Source organism: Mesorhizobium sp. CNPSo 4670 (assembly GCF_057784235.1).
Window position 1 is genome coordinate 58997 of sequence record NZ_JBWJFQ010000004.1, and the last position, 16558, is coordinate 75554.

Sequence of the window (16558 nt, forward strand, 5' to 3'; positions counted from 1 at the left end):
CAAATGGCGACTTTCTTGGGCTTCCTGACCTGGATCGCCACGCCGCCGCTAAAAAGTGAATCGGGCAAATGGATTGGCTGCGATTGCTCAAGACCTGATTTAATTCACAAGACGATTCAAACGAAAGGACCAGCCATGGCCACCACGAAACTTCTGAGCGATGCCGAGGTGGAGAAGATCCCGGCTGTGAAGGCGGTGTTCGACGACATCCGTGCGACGCGCAAATCCGATTTCGTCAACAATTTCTGGCGCGGGCTGGCCAATGATCCACCGGCGTTGAAGCGGATCTGGGAGCAGTTGAAGGTGGTGATGGTCGCTGACAGCGCCATCGACCCATTGACCAAGGAGATGATCTATATCGCGGTGTCGACCGCCAATGGATGCTCCTACTGCGTCCACTCGCACACGGCCGCCGCTCGTGCGAAAGGCATGACAGACGTGCAGCATAGCGAACTGGTGTCGATCATCGGGCTGGCCGGGCAGACCAATCATCTGGTCACGGCGATGCAGATCCCGGTCGATCCGCAGTTCGAGGTGAAGTGAGGGCGGCTGCTTTCCGGGGCTGGAATTTTCATGAACAAAAGCACCAGATTTCCAACGTCGCTCTCTGGTTACGAGATTGAAGGCCTGATTGGAATTGACGCTCCCCGACTGGTGCCGCTGTATCAGGGCTGCTCTGACTATGTCGTGCTGGAACGAGGCGAGCCGCCCAACGCTGCCACTGCAAAGGAGGAATTTGAGACCTTTCCACCGAACCGGACGGAAGCCGATAAGTTCATATTCGGGGTGAAGGCGATCGATGGTGAATTTGTAGGCTTGCTGGCCTGCGACCGCAATTATCCGCGAGTGGAGTGTTGGTGGATCGCGTTGTTCATGATCGACAAAACACTTCGCGGAAGAGGGTTGGGGCGAGCACTGTGCGACGACTTTTTCAGGTGGCTGAAATCCCAGAACGTCAAGCGGGTGGAACTTGGTGTGATCGCAGAGAATGAGCGGGCTCTTCGGTTTTGGCAGGGGCAAGGCTTCGAGCTGGTGCGGACCGCGGGGCCAGTCAGCATTGGGGCAAAACGGCATATGGTCCAGATTTTAGGCCGGCCGTTGTGAGCAGATCCAACACATGCACTCGGCCACCTTCATGAAATGAGAAGGGAAGGCGAGCGCTATGCCGGCCGATAAACCCTCTCGGCCGTGTTCCAGAAAATATCCGCCTCAGCTTTCGCGCCATGCTTTGACACCGCAGTGCGATGCGCCTTGAACAGCTCGGCGTGGCTGGTCCACAGTTTCTCGATCGGGAAGTTCGAGCCGAACATCAGGTGGTCCGCGCCCAGGATGTCGATCGCATTGTCGACGATATAGGCGATCAGCGCCGGGTCGTTGCGATGGACGAAGGTGCCGAGGCCGGACAGCTTGGCGTAGACGTTTGGCGCTGCCGACAGCGTGCGCAAGCCAGCCTTCCAGGCTTCCGTGATTTCAGGCTCCATGCCGGTGAGCATGCCGGCATGGGTGAGGATGAAATTGGTCTCGGGGTTCTCGCCGACCAGCGTCAGCCCGTCCTTCATCTGGGCGGGAAAGAGCTGAAGGTCGAAAGAGAGGCCATAATCCCTGAGTCGCGCCACATTCGCCCGCACCTTGGGGTCGATGACCTGATCGGCCGAAGTGGCAAAGCGGAAGGCCGGCGTCTCGTGCCAGTGCAGTTGCATGCGCACGCCGCGCAGCAGCGGATATTTTTTCAACCGGTCGATCTGCGGCCTGATATCGTCCACGGTCATCTCGGTATAGCCGACGATGGCGTGCGGCCAGCCGGTCTCATCGGCAGTTTTCTGCAGGAAGGCGACCTCCTTCTCGAAATCCTCCTTGGCCCAGTTGGTCTGGACATAGACGGCCTTTTCGACACCGGCACCCTTCTGGTCGGCCAAGAATTCCGCGATCGGGTAGTCGCGGCGGATCGGCTCGTACGGGCCGAAGATGCGCGGCACCATCGGCCCGACCAGCCAGGGCTGGTCCTGCTGGCGCCAGATGTGGAAATGCGCATCGATTGCTTTCCGCATCACGAAACCTTCTTCCAGATTGTCGCCGCCGCCGGTGCTGGACGGGCGAGCGACAGGATGAAATCGGTGAGGCCCTTGAGCGACGAGCCGTCGATGAGATCGTCGAGCATTGGCAGGATGGCGCGCAGTGCGGCCGTCGCCGGCCAGAAGCGCGGATCGCCGGCCAGCGGCGTTGCAAGAGACAATCGGAAGGCACGCGCGCTCAGCCGGCGCATCGCTGTCTCCAGTTCGGCATGGTCGCCGCGCTCCAGCGCATCGGAGAGGATGACGACCGCAGCACCGCGTGCGAAAGCGGAGAAGCGTGGCACCGACAGGAAAGCGAGCAGCGTCGGCCCCATGCGGGTGCCGCCGTCCCAGTCGTCGACCTGGGCTGCCGCGCGGGCCAGCGCCTGGTCGCGGTCGCGAATGCGAAGTGCGGCGGTGATGCGGGTGAGCCGGGTGCCGAAAGTGAATATTTCAGCGCGGTCCGCGCCCTGCACGGCGGCATGGGCCAGCCTGAGATAGTCGGATGTGTGCAGCTTCATCGAGCCGGAGACGTCGATCAGGATCAGCAGCTTGCGCGGCACGGTCTGCCTGCGGCGGAGCAGCGGCGAGGGTACGTCGCCATCGGCGCTGACGATTTCTCTGAGCGACCGGCGCAAGTCGAGCTTGCCGCGCGAGTGGGTGCGCACGGTGCGGAAAGAGCGACGGGCAGGCAAGGCCGACGACAGCTTGCGGCGGAAAGCGGCCAGCCTGTCGTCGTCGCGCTGAAAATCGCGCGTGCTCAGTTGTTCGGCGCCGGAGGACAACTCGCCGCCTTCCTGCCGGCTGATCACCTCGATCTCTTCCTGGCTCGCGCCACCATCGTCCTTGATGCGGGTTTCCTCGTCGGCATCGCCTTCGAGCACGGCGGACGCGTTGCCGTAGAAATGGTTCTGGAAATGCGCCTCGAATTCGTCGCGGCGGTCGGGCGGCGGTGCCAGCGTGGCAAGGGCCGCTTCGCGGATGTCGGCCATCGAACGCGGCCCGAGCAATGTCACGGCCTGCATGAAGCCCGACACCTGCTCCGGCGCGACGGCAAAGCCGTAACGGCGCAGCAGCCGGCCGAAGCCGAGGAACGGCGTGGCCGCGCGGGGCAAGGCTGGTAGGCGCTCCGTGCTCACGCCAGGGCCTCCTCGACAATCCGGCCAAGCTCCGGCGCGATGCAGGTCAGGTCTTCTTCGTCCTTGATCAGTACGCCGATCGATCGGCGGAAGGCTTCGGGCCACGGGCTGCCACCCTTTTCCAGAATGGTCGCGGCGTTGGCCCATTCGACCGCCTCGGCAATTCCGGGCGGCTTGGCCAGCGGGCGGGCACGGATGCTCTGTACGGCTGCCGCCACTGCGCGTGCGGTGTCTTGCGCCACATCGCCAGCGCGCAGCATGATGATGGCGGCCTCGCGCTCGGCGTCGGGATAGCCGATCCAGTGGTAGACGCAGCGTCGGCGCAGCGCCTCGGCGAGTTCGCGGGTGCGGTTCGAGGTGAGGATGACGATCGGCTGGGCTGTGGCGCGGATGGTGCCGCGCTCGGGAATGCTGATCTGGAAATCGGAGAGGAATTCCAGAAGCAACGCCTCGAATTCATGATCCGAACGGTCGATCTCGTCGACCAGTAGTACGCGTCGCTCCGGCGCCTTCAGCACCTGCAGCAGCGGCCGGGCGATCAGGAAACGGTCGTCATAGATGTCGATCTCGTGCTCGCCGGCGTGGCGGATGGCGAGCAACTGGCGCTGGTAGTTCCATTCGTAGAGCGCGTGTGCGGCGTCGATGCCCTCGTAGCATTGCAGCCGCACGAGATCGCGGCCGAGCAACAGCGCTATCGCCTTGGCCGCTTCCGTCTTGCCGACGCCCGGCGCGCCTTCGAGCAGCAGCGGCTTGCCCAGCCGGATGGCCAGGAAGATGGCGGTTGCCAGGCTGTCATCGGCCAGATAGCGCGAGGCGGCCAGGTGTTGCGCCATTGCCTCCGGCGAGGTCGCTGATGTCTCGGCGTTCACCTCGGGCATTTCGATCACTCAGTTCGCCGCTTGCGCCCTGAGCGCGCGCAGGATGCGCTCTGGCGTGATCGGCAGCGTGTCGATGCGCACGCCGACGGCGTCGAACACGGCATTGGCAAGCGCTGGTATCTGCGGGTTGGCGCACATTTCGCCCGGCCCCTTGGCGCCATAAGGCCCGTCGGCCGACGGCCGCTCCAGCACGATGATCTCGGTCTCGGCAAGATCGCCGGGGCCGGGCATCAGATATTGGTTGAAGTCGGTGCCGCCATGGTCGCGGTTGGGATAGTAGGGCTCGGTCGTCTCGTAAAGCGCATGGCTGATGCCCATCCATGAGCCGCCGACCAGCTGCTGCTCGACCATTTTCGGGTTCAGCGCACGGCCGATCTCAAAAATGTTCTTCACCGTCAGCACGGTGACCTCGCCGGTCTCGTCATCGACCTCGACCTCGGCCACGGTGCAGGCATGCGCATAGCAGGTCGACGGCTTCATCGCGCCGGTCTCTTTCTCGGGATAGGAGCGCGGGATCAGGAACATGCCGCGGCCGGAGATCGAGCGGCCGCGCTTGAAATGCGCCGACAGCGCGACATCGAAGATCGAGATCGACTTTTGCGGCGCGCCCTTGACCAGGATGTTGCCCTGTCCATCGGTCTCGAGGTCGGAGGCGTTCACTTCCAGCTCCTCTGCGGCCACTTCCAGCATCACCTGGCGGGCTTCCCTGGCGGCCTGGATGACGGCGTTGCCGGCGCGGTGGGTGCCGCGCGAGGCGAAGGTGCCCATGCAGTGCGGGCCGGTGTCGGTGTCGGCGGTGTCGACGACGACGCGGTCGGTCGGCACGCCGATGGTCTCGGCGCAAATCTGCGCCATGATCTGTTTCATGCCCTGGCCGAGATCGACCGATGACAGCGTGACCATGAAATTGCCGGTCGGCGTCGAATGCACCAGGGCCTGGGTCGGGTCGCCACCAAGGTTCATGCCGGTTGGATAGTTGATGGCGGCAACGCCGCGTCCGCGCCTGATCGCCATCTCAAGCTCCCTTCACGTAGGACGACATCGCCATGAATTTTTCCGCCACAGGCCAGTTGGCCGCGCGCGAAGCTTCCTGCATGCACTCGATCAGCGCCGCACCCTCGGTCGGCTGGCGATGCGCCTTCATGTCGCCGTCACGATAGGCGTTGATGAAGCGGAATTCGAGCGGATCCATGCTGATCAGCCGCGCCAGCTTGTCCATCTGCACCTCAAGCGCGAAGTCGCCAATGGTGACGCCGAAGCCGCGCATGGCGGAGGAGGGCGTGCGGTTGGTGTAGACGCAGTAAGTATCGATCCAGACATTGGGGATGGTGTAGGGGCCGGGATAGTGGCCAGCGCCCTTCTGCGCGCCGTAGGGCGAATGGCGCGAATAGGCGCCGGCGTCGGTATAGCCGGTGACCTTGCGCGCGACGATGCGGCCGTCCTTCATGACGCCGTCCTTGATGACCACCTTTTCGGCGGCGCGCGGCGAGGAGATCTGCATCTCCTCCTCGCGGCTGTAGATGAAGGAAACCGGACGGCCGGTGAGCTTGGCGCCGAGAATGGCGATCGGCTCGACGATGACGTCGACCTTGCCGCCGAATCCGCCGCCGACGGTGCCGCCGACGAAATGCAATTTGTTGCCGGGCATCTGCAGGATGATCGAGGCGTTGTCGAGGGTGAAGAACATCGCTTGCGTGTTGGTGTAGCAGGTGAAGCGGTCATTGCCTTCGGGCGCCACCACGCAGCCGGTGGTCTCGGTCGGCGCATGCTCGATCGGCGAGGACTGGTAGCTCTGCTCGAGGACGTGGTCCGCGCCCGCGAAGCCTGCCTCGACATCGCCGAAACGCACCTTGCGGCATTCGCCGCTGTCATAGAGATAATAATTCTGGCCGTGGTACTCGTTGACCAGCGGGGCGCCGGGCTTCAGCGCTTCCTCCATGTCGAAGACGGCCGGCAGCACTTCATAGTCGACCTTAACCTTGGCGGCGGCTTCTTGCGCGGCGCGCTCGGTTTCGGCCAGCACCGCGACCACGGCCTCGCCCTTCCAGCGCACTTTGCCGTCGGCCAGCACCGTCTCGTCCTCCGGTCCAATCTGGATCAGGATCAGGATGGTGTAGACATTGTGCGGCACGTCCTTGGCGGTGAGGATTTTCACCACGCCTGGATGCTTTTCCGCCTCCGAGGTGTCGATCGAGCGGATGCGGGCGTGATGATGCGGGCTGCGCACCATCTTCAGGTGCAGCATGCCGGGGAAACTGCGGTCGGCGAAAAAAGCGGTCTTGCCGGCGACATGACCGGGTGAATCCGAGCGCGGCCGGGGCTGGCCGATCTCGTGCAGATCATCCTTGCGGACATCGGCGAAGTAGCTCTTGCGCAGTTCCATGTTTGCTTCCCTCAGGCCGCGTTCTGCGAATTGGCGCGGGCTGCACGCAGCACCGCCTGGATGATCGGCTCGTAGCCGGTACAACGGCAGATGTTGCCCGACAGCGCCTCGACCACGTCGTCGCGGCTGGGATTGGGTGTATGGTCGAGCAGCACCTTGGCGGCCATGATCATGCCCGGCGTGCAGAAGCCGCATTGCGTGGCGAAGGTGTCAAGGAAGGCGTGCTGCAGCGGGTGCAGGACGCCACCCTCCGAAAGCGCCGATGTCGTCGTGATGGCAGCACCATTGCAGGTCTCGGCCAGCGTCAGGCATGACAGCCGGAGCTCGCCGTCTATGATGACCGAACAGGCGCCGCAGGTGCCTTGATGGCAACCGCCTTTCGGCGAGGTGTCGCCGATCTTGTCGCGCAGTGCCCGGAGCAGCGTCGTGCCGCTGTCGATGAATTCGGCCTTTTCAGAACCGTTGAGCGTGAACTGGACCGGAACCTTTGCCATGTTTCCTCCTTGCGCGCCTGCCCGATTGATCGGACAGACGCGCGCCCCCCAACGGGTGTTTTCAGGTCAGCAGCAGCCGGCCGAGATGGACCGGCAGCACTTCGTTGCGATACCAGGCGCTGGCGATCGGATCGGTGATTGGCGAGGTGCCTTCGCTGCCCACGGCGAGCGCAGGGGCGATGCCGTCCTTGGTCAGGCTTTGGCCGATCAATGCTTTTTCCGCCGCCTTGGCGCGCATCGGCCGGTCTGCCATGCAGCCGAGCGCGATCCGCGCCGAGGACACGGCGCCGTCGCCGGCCAGTTCAAGCACGGCGGCGATGCTGAGCACCGAGACGCCCTTCGGCTTGACCCGCGACACTTTCAGGAAGCGCAAGCCGTCTGCCTTCGGAAGCGCGAAAGCGACCGAAGTGACGATGGCGCGGTTGCTGTCGCGCCCGGCCAGGAAGGTTTCTATCGGCGTTTCGCCGTCATTGGTGCCAACCGTGGCATCGAGCGCCAGCAAGGCAACGGCGAAGTCGCCATAAGGCGCCGGTGCGAACAGATTGCCACCAACGGTCGCCATGTTGCGGACCGCTGGGCCGCCGACGGCGCGCGCGGCCTTGGCAAGGAAGCCGAGGTCCGGATGGCGGGCGATCGTCGCCATGGTCACCGAAGCGCCGATGCGGACCTTGCCGTCGGTGACTGCGATGGATGACAAGGCTGGATCGGTCGAACGGACCAGGCTGGAGACCGAAACATCGCCTTCATTGGCGGCGCGCACGACCAGCGTGCCGCCACCGAGATAGCGGGTGCCCTGGGATTTCAGCGCCGCGTTGGCCTCCTTCACTGTCACAAAAGTCTGCAGTGCTAGCGCCATAGCCGGGCTCCCTCAGCTCTGGCCGGCGAAATGGCTCTTCAGGGCATTGAAGCCGCCCTGGAAGACATTGGCGCCCATGCCCTCGGCCAGCTTGCCCGCTTCCTCGGGCGCTGCGTCGAAGCTGGCGGTCCATTCGGCATAGGTTCGGTCGCCATCAGTCACGCGTCGCAACTGCAGCGTCGCCTTGTGGTTGGTGAGCGGCTGCGGCGTCTCCAGGATCGAGTAGCTGACGAGGAAATTGTTGTCGGAGAAGTCGAGCAGCTTTTCGCGAATGCGGGCGCCACTGGCGAGCTGGAAATTGCGCACGCAGCCGATCGTCGACGCGTCCTTGCCGTCCTCGATATGGCTTTCCACCATGCGCGGGTGCCAGCCTGGCAGGCCGTTGAAGTCGCGAATGCGCGCCCAGACCTGTTCGACCGGTGCGTCGATGACGCTGGAGATGGTGACGTTCGCCATATGGATGTTCCCTTGCAGATGCGGCAGTCGGGCAAGGGTAGGGCGGCCAAGTCAAAGACGCTTATCAATGCGTCTTGAGCCCGTATCAAGGAGTCTGAAAAACGGTGGGAGTCTGAAAAAGGTGGCAGCCGGTTGGCTCAGGCGATCATCCGCGCCGCTTCGCGGTAGAGTGTCGGCGGCACGCCGACATGGTCGCGGAAGAAGCGCGAGAAATTGCCCTGCGTGGTAAAGCCGAGATTGCAGGCGACCGAAATCAGTGGCTCCTGCGACCACTGCAATTGCCGCACCGCTTCCTCCATGCGCAGCGTGTTCCAGTAGACATTGGGCGTCAGATTGGTCTGTTCCTTGAACAGGGCGAAGAAGTGGGGCCGTGACAGGCCGACCGCGCGCGCCACGTCGTCGAAACAGATGCGCTCGCAGACATTGGCCTTCATCAGCTGGATTGCCTTGCGGACGCGGAAATCCTGCATGGTGTTTATGCGGACGCGCGCTTCCTGCGGCGCCGACGCATCCGCGGCATCGAGGACGCTGTCGATGAAACGCTCGATCTCGTAATTGGCGACATCGTCGACGCTTTCATTGTCTATGAGGTGATCGAGCAGACTGGCGGCGGCCTGGTGCAGCCAGGGTTCCAGCGTGATTGCGGCCTGCGAGAACAGCGGTGCGGACGAAGGCAGGTCGCGGCGCCGCCGCGCCCAGTCGGGATCGATGTAGAAGGCGAGGAACAGGCCCGGCGTCCCGTTCCGCGACAGGACATGGCTGTGCGGCTGGAAGGAGTTGATGCCGGCGGCGGTGTGCGGTCCAAGCCGAACCGTCTCGCGGCCGATGGTCATCTCGCCGGCCGTGCCTTCCAGCCAGATGATCAAATGTGCTTCGACATGGGCATGGGTGACGAAGTCGCTTGCGACATTCAGGACAGAAACATGTCCGAACCGGCCCCAGTAGAGCCTGATCGCTTCCGTCATGGGTATTCCTCCCGCAGACGACTGGCCTCCCTTCGCCTGCGGGGGGATTGTGCGGCGGAGTTCGGGGCCGCGTCAAGACGTGGGCCTGTGGCGGGGGTGGATGACGGCCGATGCCGGTGGATTTTCAGACTGAGCGATAGGTAGTGAACCGAATAGCGGTTGGGGGCCTCGCCGGAGTTGGTGCCTCAAACCGAAGCCGTCATGCCGCCGTCGACATAGAGCGTATGGCCGTTGACGAAGGACGATGCGTCGGAGGCGAGGAACACGGCGGCGCCGATCAGTTCGTCGACATTGCCCCAGCGCCCGGCAGGCGTGCGCTTCTCCAGCCAGGCGGAAAATTCGGGATTGTCGACCAGCGCCTGGTTCATCTCGGTGCGGAAGTAGCCGGGCGCGATCGCGTTGATCTGCAGGCCGTGTTTCGCCCAGTCGGCGCACATGCCCCTGGTCAGGTTCCTGATCGCGCCCTTGGTTGCGGTGTACGGCGCGATGTTCGGCCGGGCCAGTTCGCTCTGCACCGAGCCGATGTTGATGATCTTGCCCGTGCCGCGCGCGATCATGTGGCGGGCAACCGCCTTGCCGGCATGGAAGGCGCCCGACACATTGGTCTTGAACAGCCGCTCCCATTGCTCCTCGGGAAAATCCTCGAGCGGGGCGCGAAACTGCACGCCGGCATTGTTGATGAGGATATCGATGGCGCCGATCTCTGCTTCGATGCGGGCGATGTCCGCATTGACCGCTTGAAAATCGGTGACGTCGAAGGTCGAGGCGTGCGCCTTGAAGCCGGCATCGCGCAGCTTTTCGACGGCGCCGCCGATCCTGGCGGCATCGCGGCCGTTCAGCACCACGCTGGCGCCATGTTCGGCCAGGCCACGCGCCAGGGCAAAACCTATGCCCTGGCCAGAGCCGGTTACCAGCGCCAGCCGGCCCTCAAGGCTGAACAGCGAGTTTGCCATCAGTCTTTCTTGTGTTCGACCATGATCTCTGGACAAACGGTTTCCGTTTGTCCGAAAAGCCGGTTTCCACTTTTCGGGATCATGGTCCTAGTCGTTGCGGCGGAAATTGCGGATGCGGTCGAAGAGGACCGCCAGCAGGATGGCGCCGCCGATGAACACGCCCTGCCAGAACGCATTGATGCCGAGCAGGCCGAGACTGTTGCGGATCACCTCGATGAGCGCCGCGCCGACGATGGCGCCGAAGGCGGTGCCAACACCGCCGGCAAGGTTGGCGCCGCCGATGACGGTGGCGGCGATGACCTGAAGCTCCATGCCGGTGCCTAGATTGGTGGTGACGGCACCCAGCCACCCGGTCTGGATGATACCGGCAATGCCGGCCGACAGCGCCGAAATCATGTAGACGGCGACCTTGATCTGGCGCACCGGAACGCCGGTCAGCGTCGCAGCATGCTCGTTGCCGCCGATGGCGAAGATGTGCCGGCCGAACTTGGTCCAGCGCAGGACGAAGCCGGTGATCAGCGCTAAAAGGATCATGTAAAGCACTGGGTTGGCGATGCCGAACACCCAGGCGCCGCCGCCCAGCGCCAGCAGCTTGTTGTGGTCCGGTCCGAACTGGAAGACGACGGTGTTGTTGGAGGCGACCATGGCCAGGCTGCGGGCGATCGACAACATGCCGAGCGTCACCACGAACGGCGGAAAGCCGAGATAGGCGATCAGAATGCCGTTGAAGGCGCCGATGGCAAGCGCGGTGGCGATAGAGGCCAGGATGCCGATCTCGATCGAGTAGCCGGCATGCATGGTGACGGCCAGCACCATCGACGACAGGCACAGCACCGAACCGACCGAAAGGTCGATGCCGCCGGTGATGATGACGAAGGTCATGCCGAGCGCGATGATGGCGACGAAGGTGATGTTGCGGGTGATGTTGTAGAGGTTCTTCTGCGTGGCGAAGGCGTCGGTGGCAAACGACAGGAACAGGCAGGCGAGGATGACCGCGATCACTACCCAGAAGGTCTGGCTGGCAAACATTTTCGACAGCAAGGTGTGCTGTTTCTGTGCGATCGTCTGATCAAGGGTGACTGCCATTATCGACCTTTATCTGCCGGTGGAACGCGCTGAAATCAAACCTGTTCGATCGCACCAGTGATCAGCCCGGTGACTTCTTCGGGCGAGCTGGACGCGATCGTCTTGTCGGCGACCTTGCGGCCACGCCGCATGACGATGACGCGGTCGGCGACGGTGAAGACGTCGGGCATGCGGTGGCTGATCAGCACGACGGCAATACCCTGGTCGCGCAAATGGCGGATCAGGTTGAGCACCTCGGCGACCTGCCGCACCGAGATCGCCGCCGTTGGCTCGTCCATCAGCACGATCTTGGCTTGCGACAGCATGGTGCGGGCGATCGCCACCGCCTGGCGCTGGCCACCCGACATCTGCTTGACGAGGTCTCGCGGGCGGGTCTCGGATTTGAGCTCCGCGAAGATCTGGCCGGCGCGCTTGTACATAGAAGCGTAGTCGAGAATGCGGAAGGGGCCGACGCCGCGGCGCAATTCACGGCCGAGATAGACATTCGCCGCTGCCGTCAGATTGTTGCAGAGTGCCAGATCCTGATGGACGATCTCGATGCCGTGCTGGCGGGCCTCGACCGGCTTGTGCAGGATCAAATCCTTGCCGTCCATCTGCATGGTGCCGTGGCTCGGGCGGAAATTGCCGGCGATCATCTTGACCAGCGTCGACTTGCCGGCGCCATTGTCGCCCATCAGGCCGACAACCTGGCCGGGCTCGATCGACAACGACACATCGTTGACCGCCTGGATGGCGCCGAAATGCTTCGATATGTTGGTGAGTTCGAGAACCGCCACCAGCCTTCTTGCCTCCCCGTGCTTTGCGACCTGCTGCTGTTCCCGGCGTGAATGCCGGCCCTGCTTTGGCCCGCTCTCCCCAGCTCCTCCCGGAAACAGCGTTAGCGTTCTTTTACGCAAAAGCCGACGCGCGTCAATCAATTGTCGGACGAATTAAGGTTGGATTATTCTAAAAATCCGTTTTGTAGGACAAATAGCATTGACGTTGGCGGCGAGCCGATATTAGCTAAGCGTCGGAGGAGATTATGCCGATCCCTGCCTGCGGTTCGCCGGGTGGAATCGGTGGAGGTTTATCGGTCGAGGTTCCGGCTGCACCCCGTGTGTTGAGCCGGTCTAAGGCCGCATCTGGAAATGCTTATCGATCTGTCTTGGCGACACGAGAGCTCGCGAAACGAACCTCGGTCATCACGCGTCCGGTCGATCTGTGTGGCGGGCACGCCGTGTCCGTCTGTTTCAAGGGAGGACTGATATGAGGAAATCACTTTTGCTTGCCGCCGCCGCCATGATGGCGCTTGGCGCCGGGCCGGCTTTGGCCAAGAAACAGCTCGTCATTGTCGTGAAAGGTCTCGACAATCCGTTCTTCGAAGCCATCCACCAGGGTTGCGAGAAATGGAACAAGGAAAACGCCAGCTCGGAATATGAATGCTTCTACACCGGCCCTGCTTCGACCTCGGACGAGGCCGGCGAGGCGCAGATCGTCCAGGACATGTTGAGCAAGGCCGACACCGTGGCGATGGCGATTTCGCCATCCAACGCGCCGCTGATCGCGCAGACCATCAAGACCGCCAATCCGACGATCCCGATCATGACGGTCGATGCCGACCTCAGCAAGGAAGACGTGGCGCTGCGCAAGACCTATCTCGGCACCGACAACTATTTGATGGGCAAGAAGATCGGCGAGTATATCAAGAAGGGCAAGCCGAATGGCGGCACGATCTGCACCATCGAGGGCAATCCTGCGGCCGACAACATTCTGCGCCGCGCGCAAGGTATGCGTGACGCACTGTCGGGCAAGGAAGGCCTCGCGGCGCTCGCCGGAGAAGGCGGCTGGACCGAAGTCGCCGGCTGCCCGGTTTTCACCAATGACGATGGCGCCAAGGGCGTTCAGGCGATGACCGATATCCTCGCCGCCAACCCCAAGCTCGACGCGTTCGGCATCATGGGCGGCTGGCCGCTGTTCGGTGCGCCGCAGCCCTATCGCGATCTGTTCGGGCCGCTCAAGGACCGCATCGCCAGCAACGACTTCGTCATCGGCGCAGCCGACACGATCGGCGACGAGGTGGCGATTGCTCGTGACGGCCTGGTCACCGCACTGGTCGGCCAGCGGCCGTTCGAAATGGGCTACAAGGCACCATCGGTCATGATCGACCTGATCGAAGGCAAGGCCGTCGCCGATCCGGTGTTTACCGGTCTCGACGAATGCACCAAGGACACCGTCGACACCTGCATCCAGAAGTAGGTTCTTGATTTGGGGCGCTCGGTAACGGGCGCCCCCCGTCGATTCCTGAACGGGATGCTGCGGTTGGGGCGACAGGCTCCGGCTTTGACGCGTCCATGGTCTGGATTTTTCGGCAACGAGATCGGCGCGCCGTGCGGGTTCGGACCAGTCCGGACGACAGACGGCCGACGCATTGGAACGTGGATGCCGGACAAGAAGTCAAAGAAGCGAACCGACCGGGCCAAGGCACAAGACAGCCTCCGTCCGGTTGTCATGCGCAGGGCTGGCTCTGCACACTTTTCGGGAGCGAGCGTTCATGTCTCGCTGGCCAGCGAGATTGGCCTCAGGATCGTGCGCGGCGATTATCTGCCCGGCACCATCCTGCCAAACGAGGCCAAATGGGCCGAAATCTTCAATGTCAGCCGTTCGGCGGTGCGCGAAGCCATCAAGATGCTGATGGCCAAGAGCCTTCTGGCCTCGCGCCCCAAGATCGGCAGCTGGGTCGAGCCGAAAGAGCGCTGGAACCTGCTCGACCGCGACGTGCTGGCCTGGTACGCGACGGCGCCAGACCGCGAGGCTTTCCTGCGCACCGTGCAGGAGTTTCGCCATATCATCGAGCCGGAAGCGTCGGCCTTTGCCGCCATGCGGCGCAGCGACGAGCAGATGGCCGAGATCAGCCAGGCCTGCCGCGAGATGGGCGATGCCTTGAGCCTGCAGGAGCGTATCCGCGCCGACACGCGTTTTCATCTCGCCATCCTGCGCGCCTCCGGCAACGATCTGCTGGTGCCGCTCGGCGTGCTGATCGAATCGGCACTCGACCATCTCTTCGACTTCACGACGCAGAGGGTTGGTGATCAGCGGCATGCGCAGAAGCTGCATGAGGCGATCGAGAAGAACATCCGCCTGCGGCGTCCGACAGCCGCGCGCAACGCCGTGCAAAAACTGCTTGAGAACACCGATGAAGGGATCGGGCGGTCACGGCGGTGATAGTGCGGCAGTGACGCCGGCCCTTAGTTGGCTTTCCGTCCGCTGCGCGGACCGCTTCTCCCTCAAATCGTCTGTTTCTTGCCATCCTTCGATGGCATCAGGTCGACGCCGTTGACCTTGCCGATATGGGTTGCCAGCATCGGCACGAATTGCTCGGCCGGGCCGGTGGCGAAGGCGCCGGCGAAAGAGTTCTTGGTGGCGTTGCCGAGCGGGTTGGCGATGCCGGCCGCGCCGGCCATCGATTCCAGATAGGTCAGGTCCTTGAAGGCGTTGGCGATGGAGAATTTGTGGGCGTCGCGGTCGCCCTCCAGCGTCCAGCGCATGAAGGTCTGGTAGAAGCCGCAATCCATGCGGCCGTTGCGGATGACGCTGTCGAAGCGCGGCGGCGAGATGCCGACCTTCTGCGCCAGCGCCAGCGCCTCCGAATAGATCGCGGCATAGCCGAGCGAGATGAAGTTGTTGAGCAGCTTCATGCGGTGGCCGTCGCCAGTGTCGCCGATATGAACGATGCGGCCGGCCCAGGTTTCGAGCACCGGCTTCAGCCGGGCGAAGACCGCGTCCGGCGCGCCGACCATGGCGTCGAGCGTGCCTTCCCAGGCCTCCTTCGGCGTGCGGCTCAGTGGCGCATCGACATAGTCGATGCCGAGCGCCTTGAGTTCGGCCGCGAGTGCAATGGTCGAGACCGGATCGGAGGTCGAGCAGTCAACGACGACCGCGCCCTTTTTCAAGCCCTCCTTGAGGCCGCCGGGGCCGCGAATGATGGCCTCGACTTCGCGCGATCCGGTGACGCAGATGAAGACGATGTCCGATGCCGCCGCGACGTCGCGCGAGGTCGATGCTTCCACGGCACCGCGGCCAAGCAGGTCTTCCGCCGGCTTGCGGTTCTTGCGGCCGAGAAATGTCAGGCTGTAGCCCTTGTCGACGATGTTCTTGGCGATCCCGTGCCCCATCAGGCCAAGGCCGATGAAGCCGATCTTTTCGCTCGCGGCAGTCGTGTTCATGTCTTCAAGTCCTGTTGCAATGATTGATGATCAGCGCTGCCGTTTTGCAGGCGAGGGTGGTTGCGGATTGCGATTTTGTCTGACAATACACATAAATCCCAGCGTATGTGGAGAGCAAAATGACGAAGCGGATCATGTTCACCGGCGGCAGCGGCAAGGCCGGACGCCATGTCGTGCAGTATCTGGTGGAGCAGGGCTGCCAGGTGCTCAACATCGACACCAAGCCGCTCGACAATCCCAAGGTGCGCACGCTGATCACCGACATCACCGACAGCGGACAAGTGTTCAACGCGCTGTCGAGTTATATGGGTTTGCACGAATTCGACCCGTCGCTGCGCGCCCAACCGGTCGATGCGGTGGTGCATTTTGCCGCCATCCCACGCATCATGATCACCACCGACAACGAGGTGTTCCGCATCAATGCGCTCGGCACCTACAATGTCATCGAGGCGGCGGTGAAGCTCGGCATCCGCAAGGTGGTGATTGCCTCCAGCGAAACGACCTATGGGCTGGTGTTCGCCAACGAGCCGCGTGATCCCCAGTATTTTCCGCTCGACGAGGATTATGACGTCGATCCGATGGACAGCTACGCGCTGTCCAAGGTCGTCAACGAGAAGACGGCGCGCGCCTTTGCGCTGCGTAGCGGCACCGACATCTATGCGCTGCGCATCGGCAACGTCATCGAGCCACATGAATATTCACTGTTTCCGAAATGGTTCGCCGACCCGGGTTTCCGCAAGCGCATCGCCTGGAGCTATGTCGACGCGCGCGACCTCGGCCAGATCACGCTGCGTGCCGTCGAGAAGGACGGGCTCGGCTATCAGGTGTTCAACGCCGCCAATGACGATACCTCATCCGACCTGCCGACCGCCGAACTCTTGAAGCGGTTCTATCCCAGCGTACCGGTCAAGGCCGAACTGGGCGAATACGAGACGCTGCTGTCGAACCGCAAGGCGCGGGATATTCTCGGCTTCCGCCCGGAGCACAGCTGGCGCAAATACGTCAAGCAGGCCTGATCCGCAGGAGCAATCGGGCTCATCTGTGCACAGCGGCCGGCTTTGCCGTCTGAGCCGCTTGCCGCGCTTGACAGCCCCT

18 protein-coding genes are annotated in these 16558 nt (G+C 63.1%); 5 read left to right on the forward strand and 13 right to left on the reverse strand.

All coding sequences use genetic code 11. The features are described 5' to 3' along the window. The first annotated feature begins 135 nt into the window (after positions 1–135). The gene (locus AC0ZT5_RS09000) at positions 136–543 is read left to right on the forward strand and encodes a carboxymuconolactone decarboxylase family protein (protein WP_488496163.1); all 408 of its coding nucleotides are present in this window, start codon (positions 136–138) and stop codon (positions 541–543) included. 30 nt (positions 544–573) lie between these two features. Next, complete coding sequence (locus tag AC0ZT5_RS09005) at positions 574–1104, forward strand: GNAT family N-acetyltransferase (protein WP_488496164.1); 531 nt, start codon at positions 574–576, stop codon at positions 1102–1104. Positions 1105–1160: 56 nt separating this feature from the next. Here the strand turns inward: AC0ZT5_RS09005 and AC0ZT5_RS09010 are convergent, their stop codons facing one another. The 12 genes from AC0ZT5_RS09010 to AC0ZT5_RS09065 all read right to left on the reverse strand — a co-directional run bounded on the left by AC0ZT5_RS09010 (position 1161) and on the right by AC0ZT5_RS09065 (position 12037). After that, positions 1161–2048 carry an amidohydrolase family protein gene (locus AC0ZT5_RS09010; protein WP_488496165.1) on the reverse strand — a complete coding sequence of 296 codons (888 nt, stop codon included), beginning with the start codon at positions 2046–2048 and terminating at the stop codon, positions 1161–1163. Further along, on the reverse strand, positions 2048–3190 hold the full coding sequence (locus AC0ZT5_RS09015) for a vWA domain-containing protein (protein WP_488496166.1): 1143 nt from the start codon (positions 3188–3190) through the stop codon (positions 2048–2050). Before AC0ZT5_RS09015 ends, AC0ZT5_RS09010 begins: the two co-directional genes overlap by 1 nt. Continuing rightward, complete coding sequence (locus AC0ZT5_RS09020) at positions 3187–4068, reverse strand: AAA family ATPase (protein ID WP_488496439.1); 882 nt, start codon at positions 4066–4068, stop codon at positions 3187–3189. The genes AC0ZT5_RS09015 and AC0ZT5_RS09020 overlap by 4 nt, the downstream gene beginning before the upstream one ends. A gap of 9 nt (positions 4069–4077) precedes the next feature. Beyond that, positions 4078–5082 (reverse strand): xanthine dehydrogenase family protein molybdopterin-binding subunit, encoded by a 1005-nt coding sequence (locus AC0ZT5_RS09025; RefSeq protein ID WP_488496167.1) that lies wholly within the window; start codon positions 5080–5082, stop codon positions 4078–4080. A gap of 1 nt (position 5083) precedes the next feature. Further along, the gene (locus AC0ZT5_RS09030) at positions 5084–6451 is read right to left on the reverse strand and encodes a xanthine dehydrogenase family protein molybdopterin-binding subunit (RefSeq protein WP_488496168.1); all 1368 of its coding nucleotides are present in this window, start codon (positions 6449–6451) and stop codon (positions 5084–5086) included. An 11-nt stretch (positions 6452–6462) separates the two neighbouring features. Next, positions 6463–6945, reverse strand: a complete 483-nt coding sequence (locus tag AC0ZT5_RS09035; protein WP_488496169.1) for a (2Fe-2S)-binding protein — start codon at positions 6943–6945, stop codon at positions 6463–6465. 61 nt (positions 6946–7006) lie between these two features. Continuing rightward, positions 7007–7801, reverse strand: coding sequence for an FAD binding domain-containing protein (locus AC0ZT5_RS09040; RefSeq protein ID WP_488496170.1), 795 nt, complete (start codon positions 7799–7801; stop codon positions 7007–7009). A 12-nt stretch (positions 7802–7813) separates the two neighbouring features. Then, positions 7814–8257 carry an SRPBCC family protein gene (locus AC0ZT5_RS09045; RefSeq protein WP_184875027.1) on the reverse strand — a complete coding sequence of 148 codons (444 nt, stop codon included), beginning with the start codon at positions 8255–8257 and terminating at the stop codon, positions 7814–7816. A gap of 137 nt (positions 8258–8394) precedes the next feature. Next, positions 8395–9222 carry a helix-turn-helix domain-containing protein gene (locus AC0ZT5_RS09050; protein ID WP_488496171.1) on the reverse strand — a complete coding sequence of 276 codons (828 nt, stop codon included), beginning with the start codon at positions 9220–9222 and terminating at the stop codon, positions 8395–8397. 185 nt (positions 9223–9407) lie between these two features. Next, positions 9408–10175, reverse strand: coding sequence for an SDR family oxidoreductase (locus tag AC0ZT5_RS09055; protein WP_488496172.1), 768 nt, complete (start codon positions 10173–10175; stop codon positions 9408–9410). A gap of 87 nt (positions 10176–10262) precedes the next feature. Continuing rightward, entirely contained in the window at positions 10263–11261 is a 999-nt protein-coding gene (locus AC0ZT5_RS09060; protein WP_184875024.1) for an ABC transporter permease, read from the reverse strand. A 35-nt stretch (positions 11262–11296) separates the two neighbouring features. Further along, a complete protein-coding gene (locus AC0ZT5_RS09065; protein ID WP_095091448.1) occupies positions 11297–12037 on the reverse strand; it encodes an ATP-binding cassette domain-containing protein in 741 nt (246 codons plus the stop codon). A gap of 469 nt (positions 12038–12506) precedes the next feature. On the opposite strand from AC0ZT5_RS09065, the gene AC0ZT5_RS09070 reads away from it, so the two are divergent. Then, positions 12507–13496 (forward strand): sugar-binding protein, encoded by a 990-nt coding sequence (locus AC0ZT5_RS09070; RefSeq protein WP_488496173.1) that lies wholly within the window; start codon positions 12507–12509, stop codon positions 13494–13496. 183 nt (positions 13497–13679) lie between these two features. Next, entirely contained in the window at positions 13680–14462 is a 783-nt protein-coding gene (locus AC0ZT5_RS09075) for a FadR/GntR family transcriptional regulator (protein ID WP_488496174.1), read from the forward strand. A gap of 62 nt (positions 14463–14524) precedes the next feature. Here the strand turns inward: AC0ZT5_RS09075 and AC0ZT5_RS09080 are convergent, their stop codons facing one another. Next, a complete protein-coding gene (locus tag AC0ZT5_RS09080) occupies positions 14525–15463 on the reverse strand; it encodes an NAD(P)-dependent oxidoreductase (protein WP_488496175.1) in 939 nt (312 codons plus the stop codon). A gap of 119 nt (positions 15464–15582) precedes the next feature. On the opposite strand from AC0ZT5_RS09080, the gene AC0ZT5_RS09085 reads away from it, so the two are divergent. Then, positions 15583–16479 carry an NAD-dependent epimerase/dehydratase family protein gene (locus AC0ZT5_RS09085; protein ID WP_488496176.1) on the forward strand — a complete coding sequence of 299 codons (897 nt, stop codon included), beginning with the start codon at positions 15583–15585 and terminating at the stop codon, positions 16477–16479. Positions 16480–16558 lie beyond the last annotated feature (79 nt).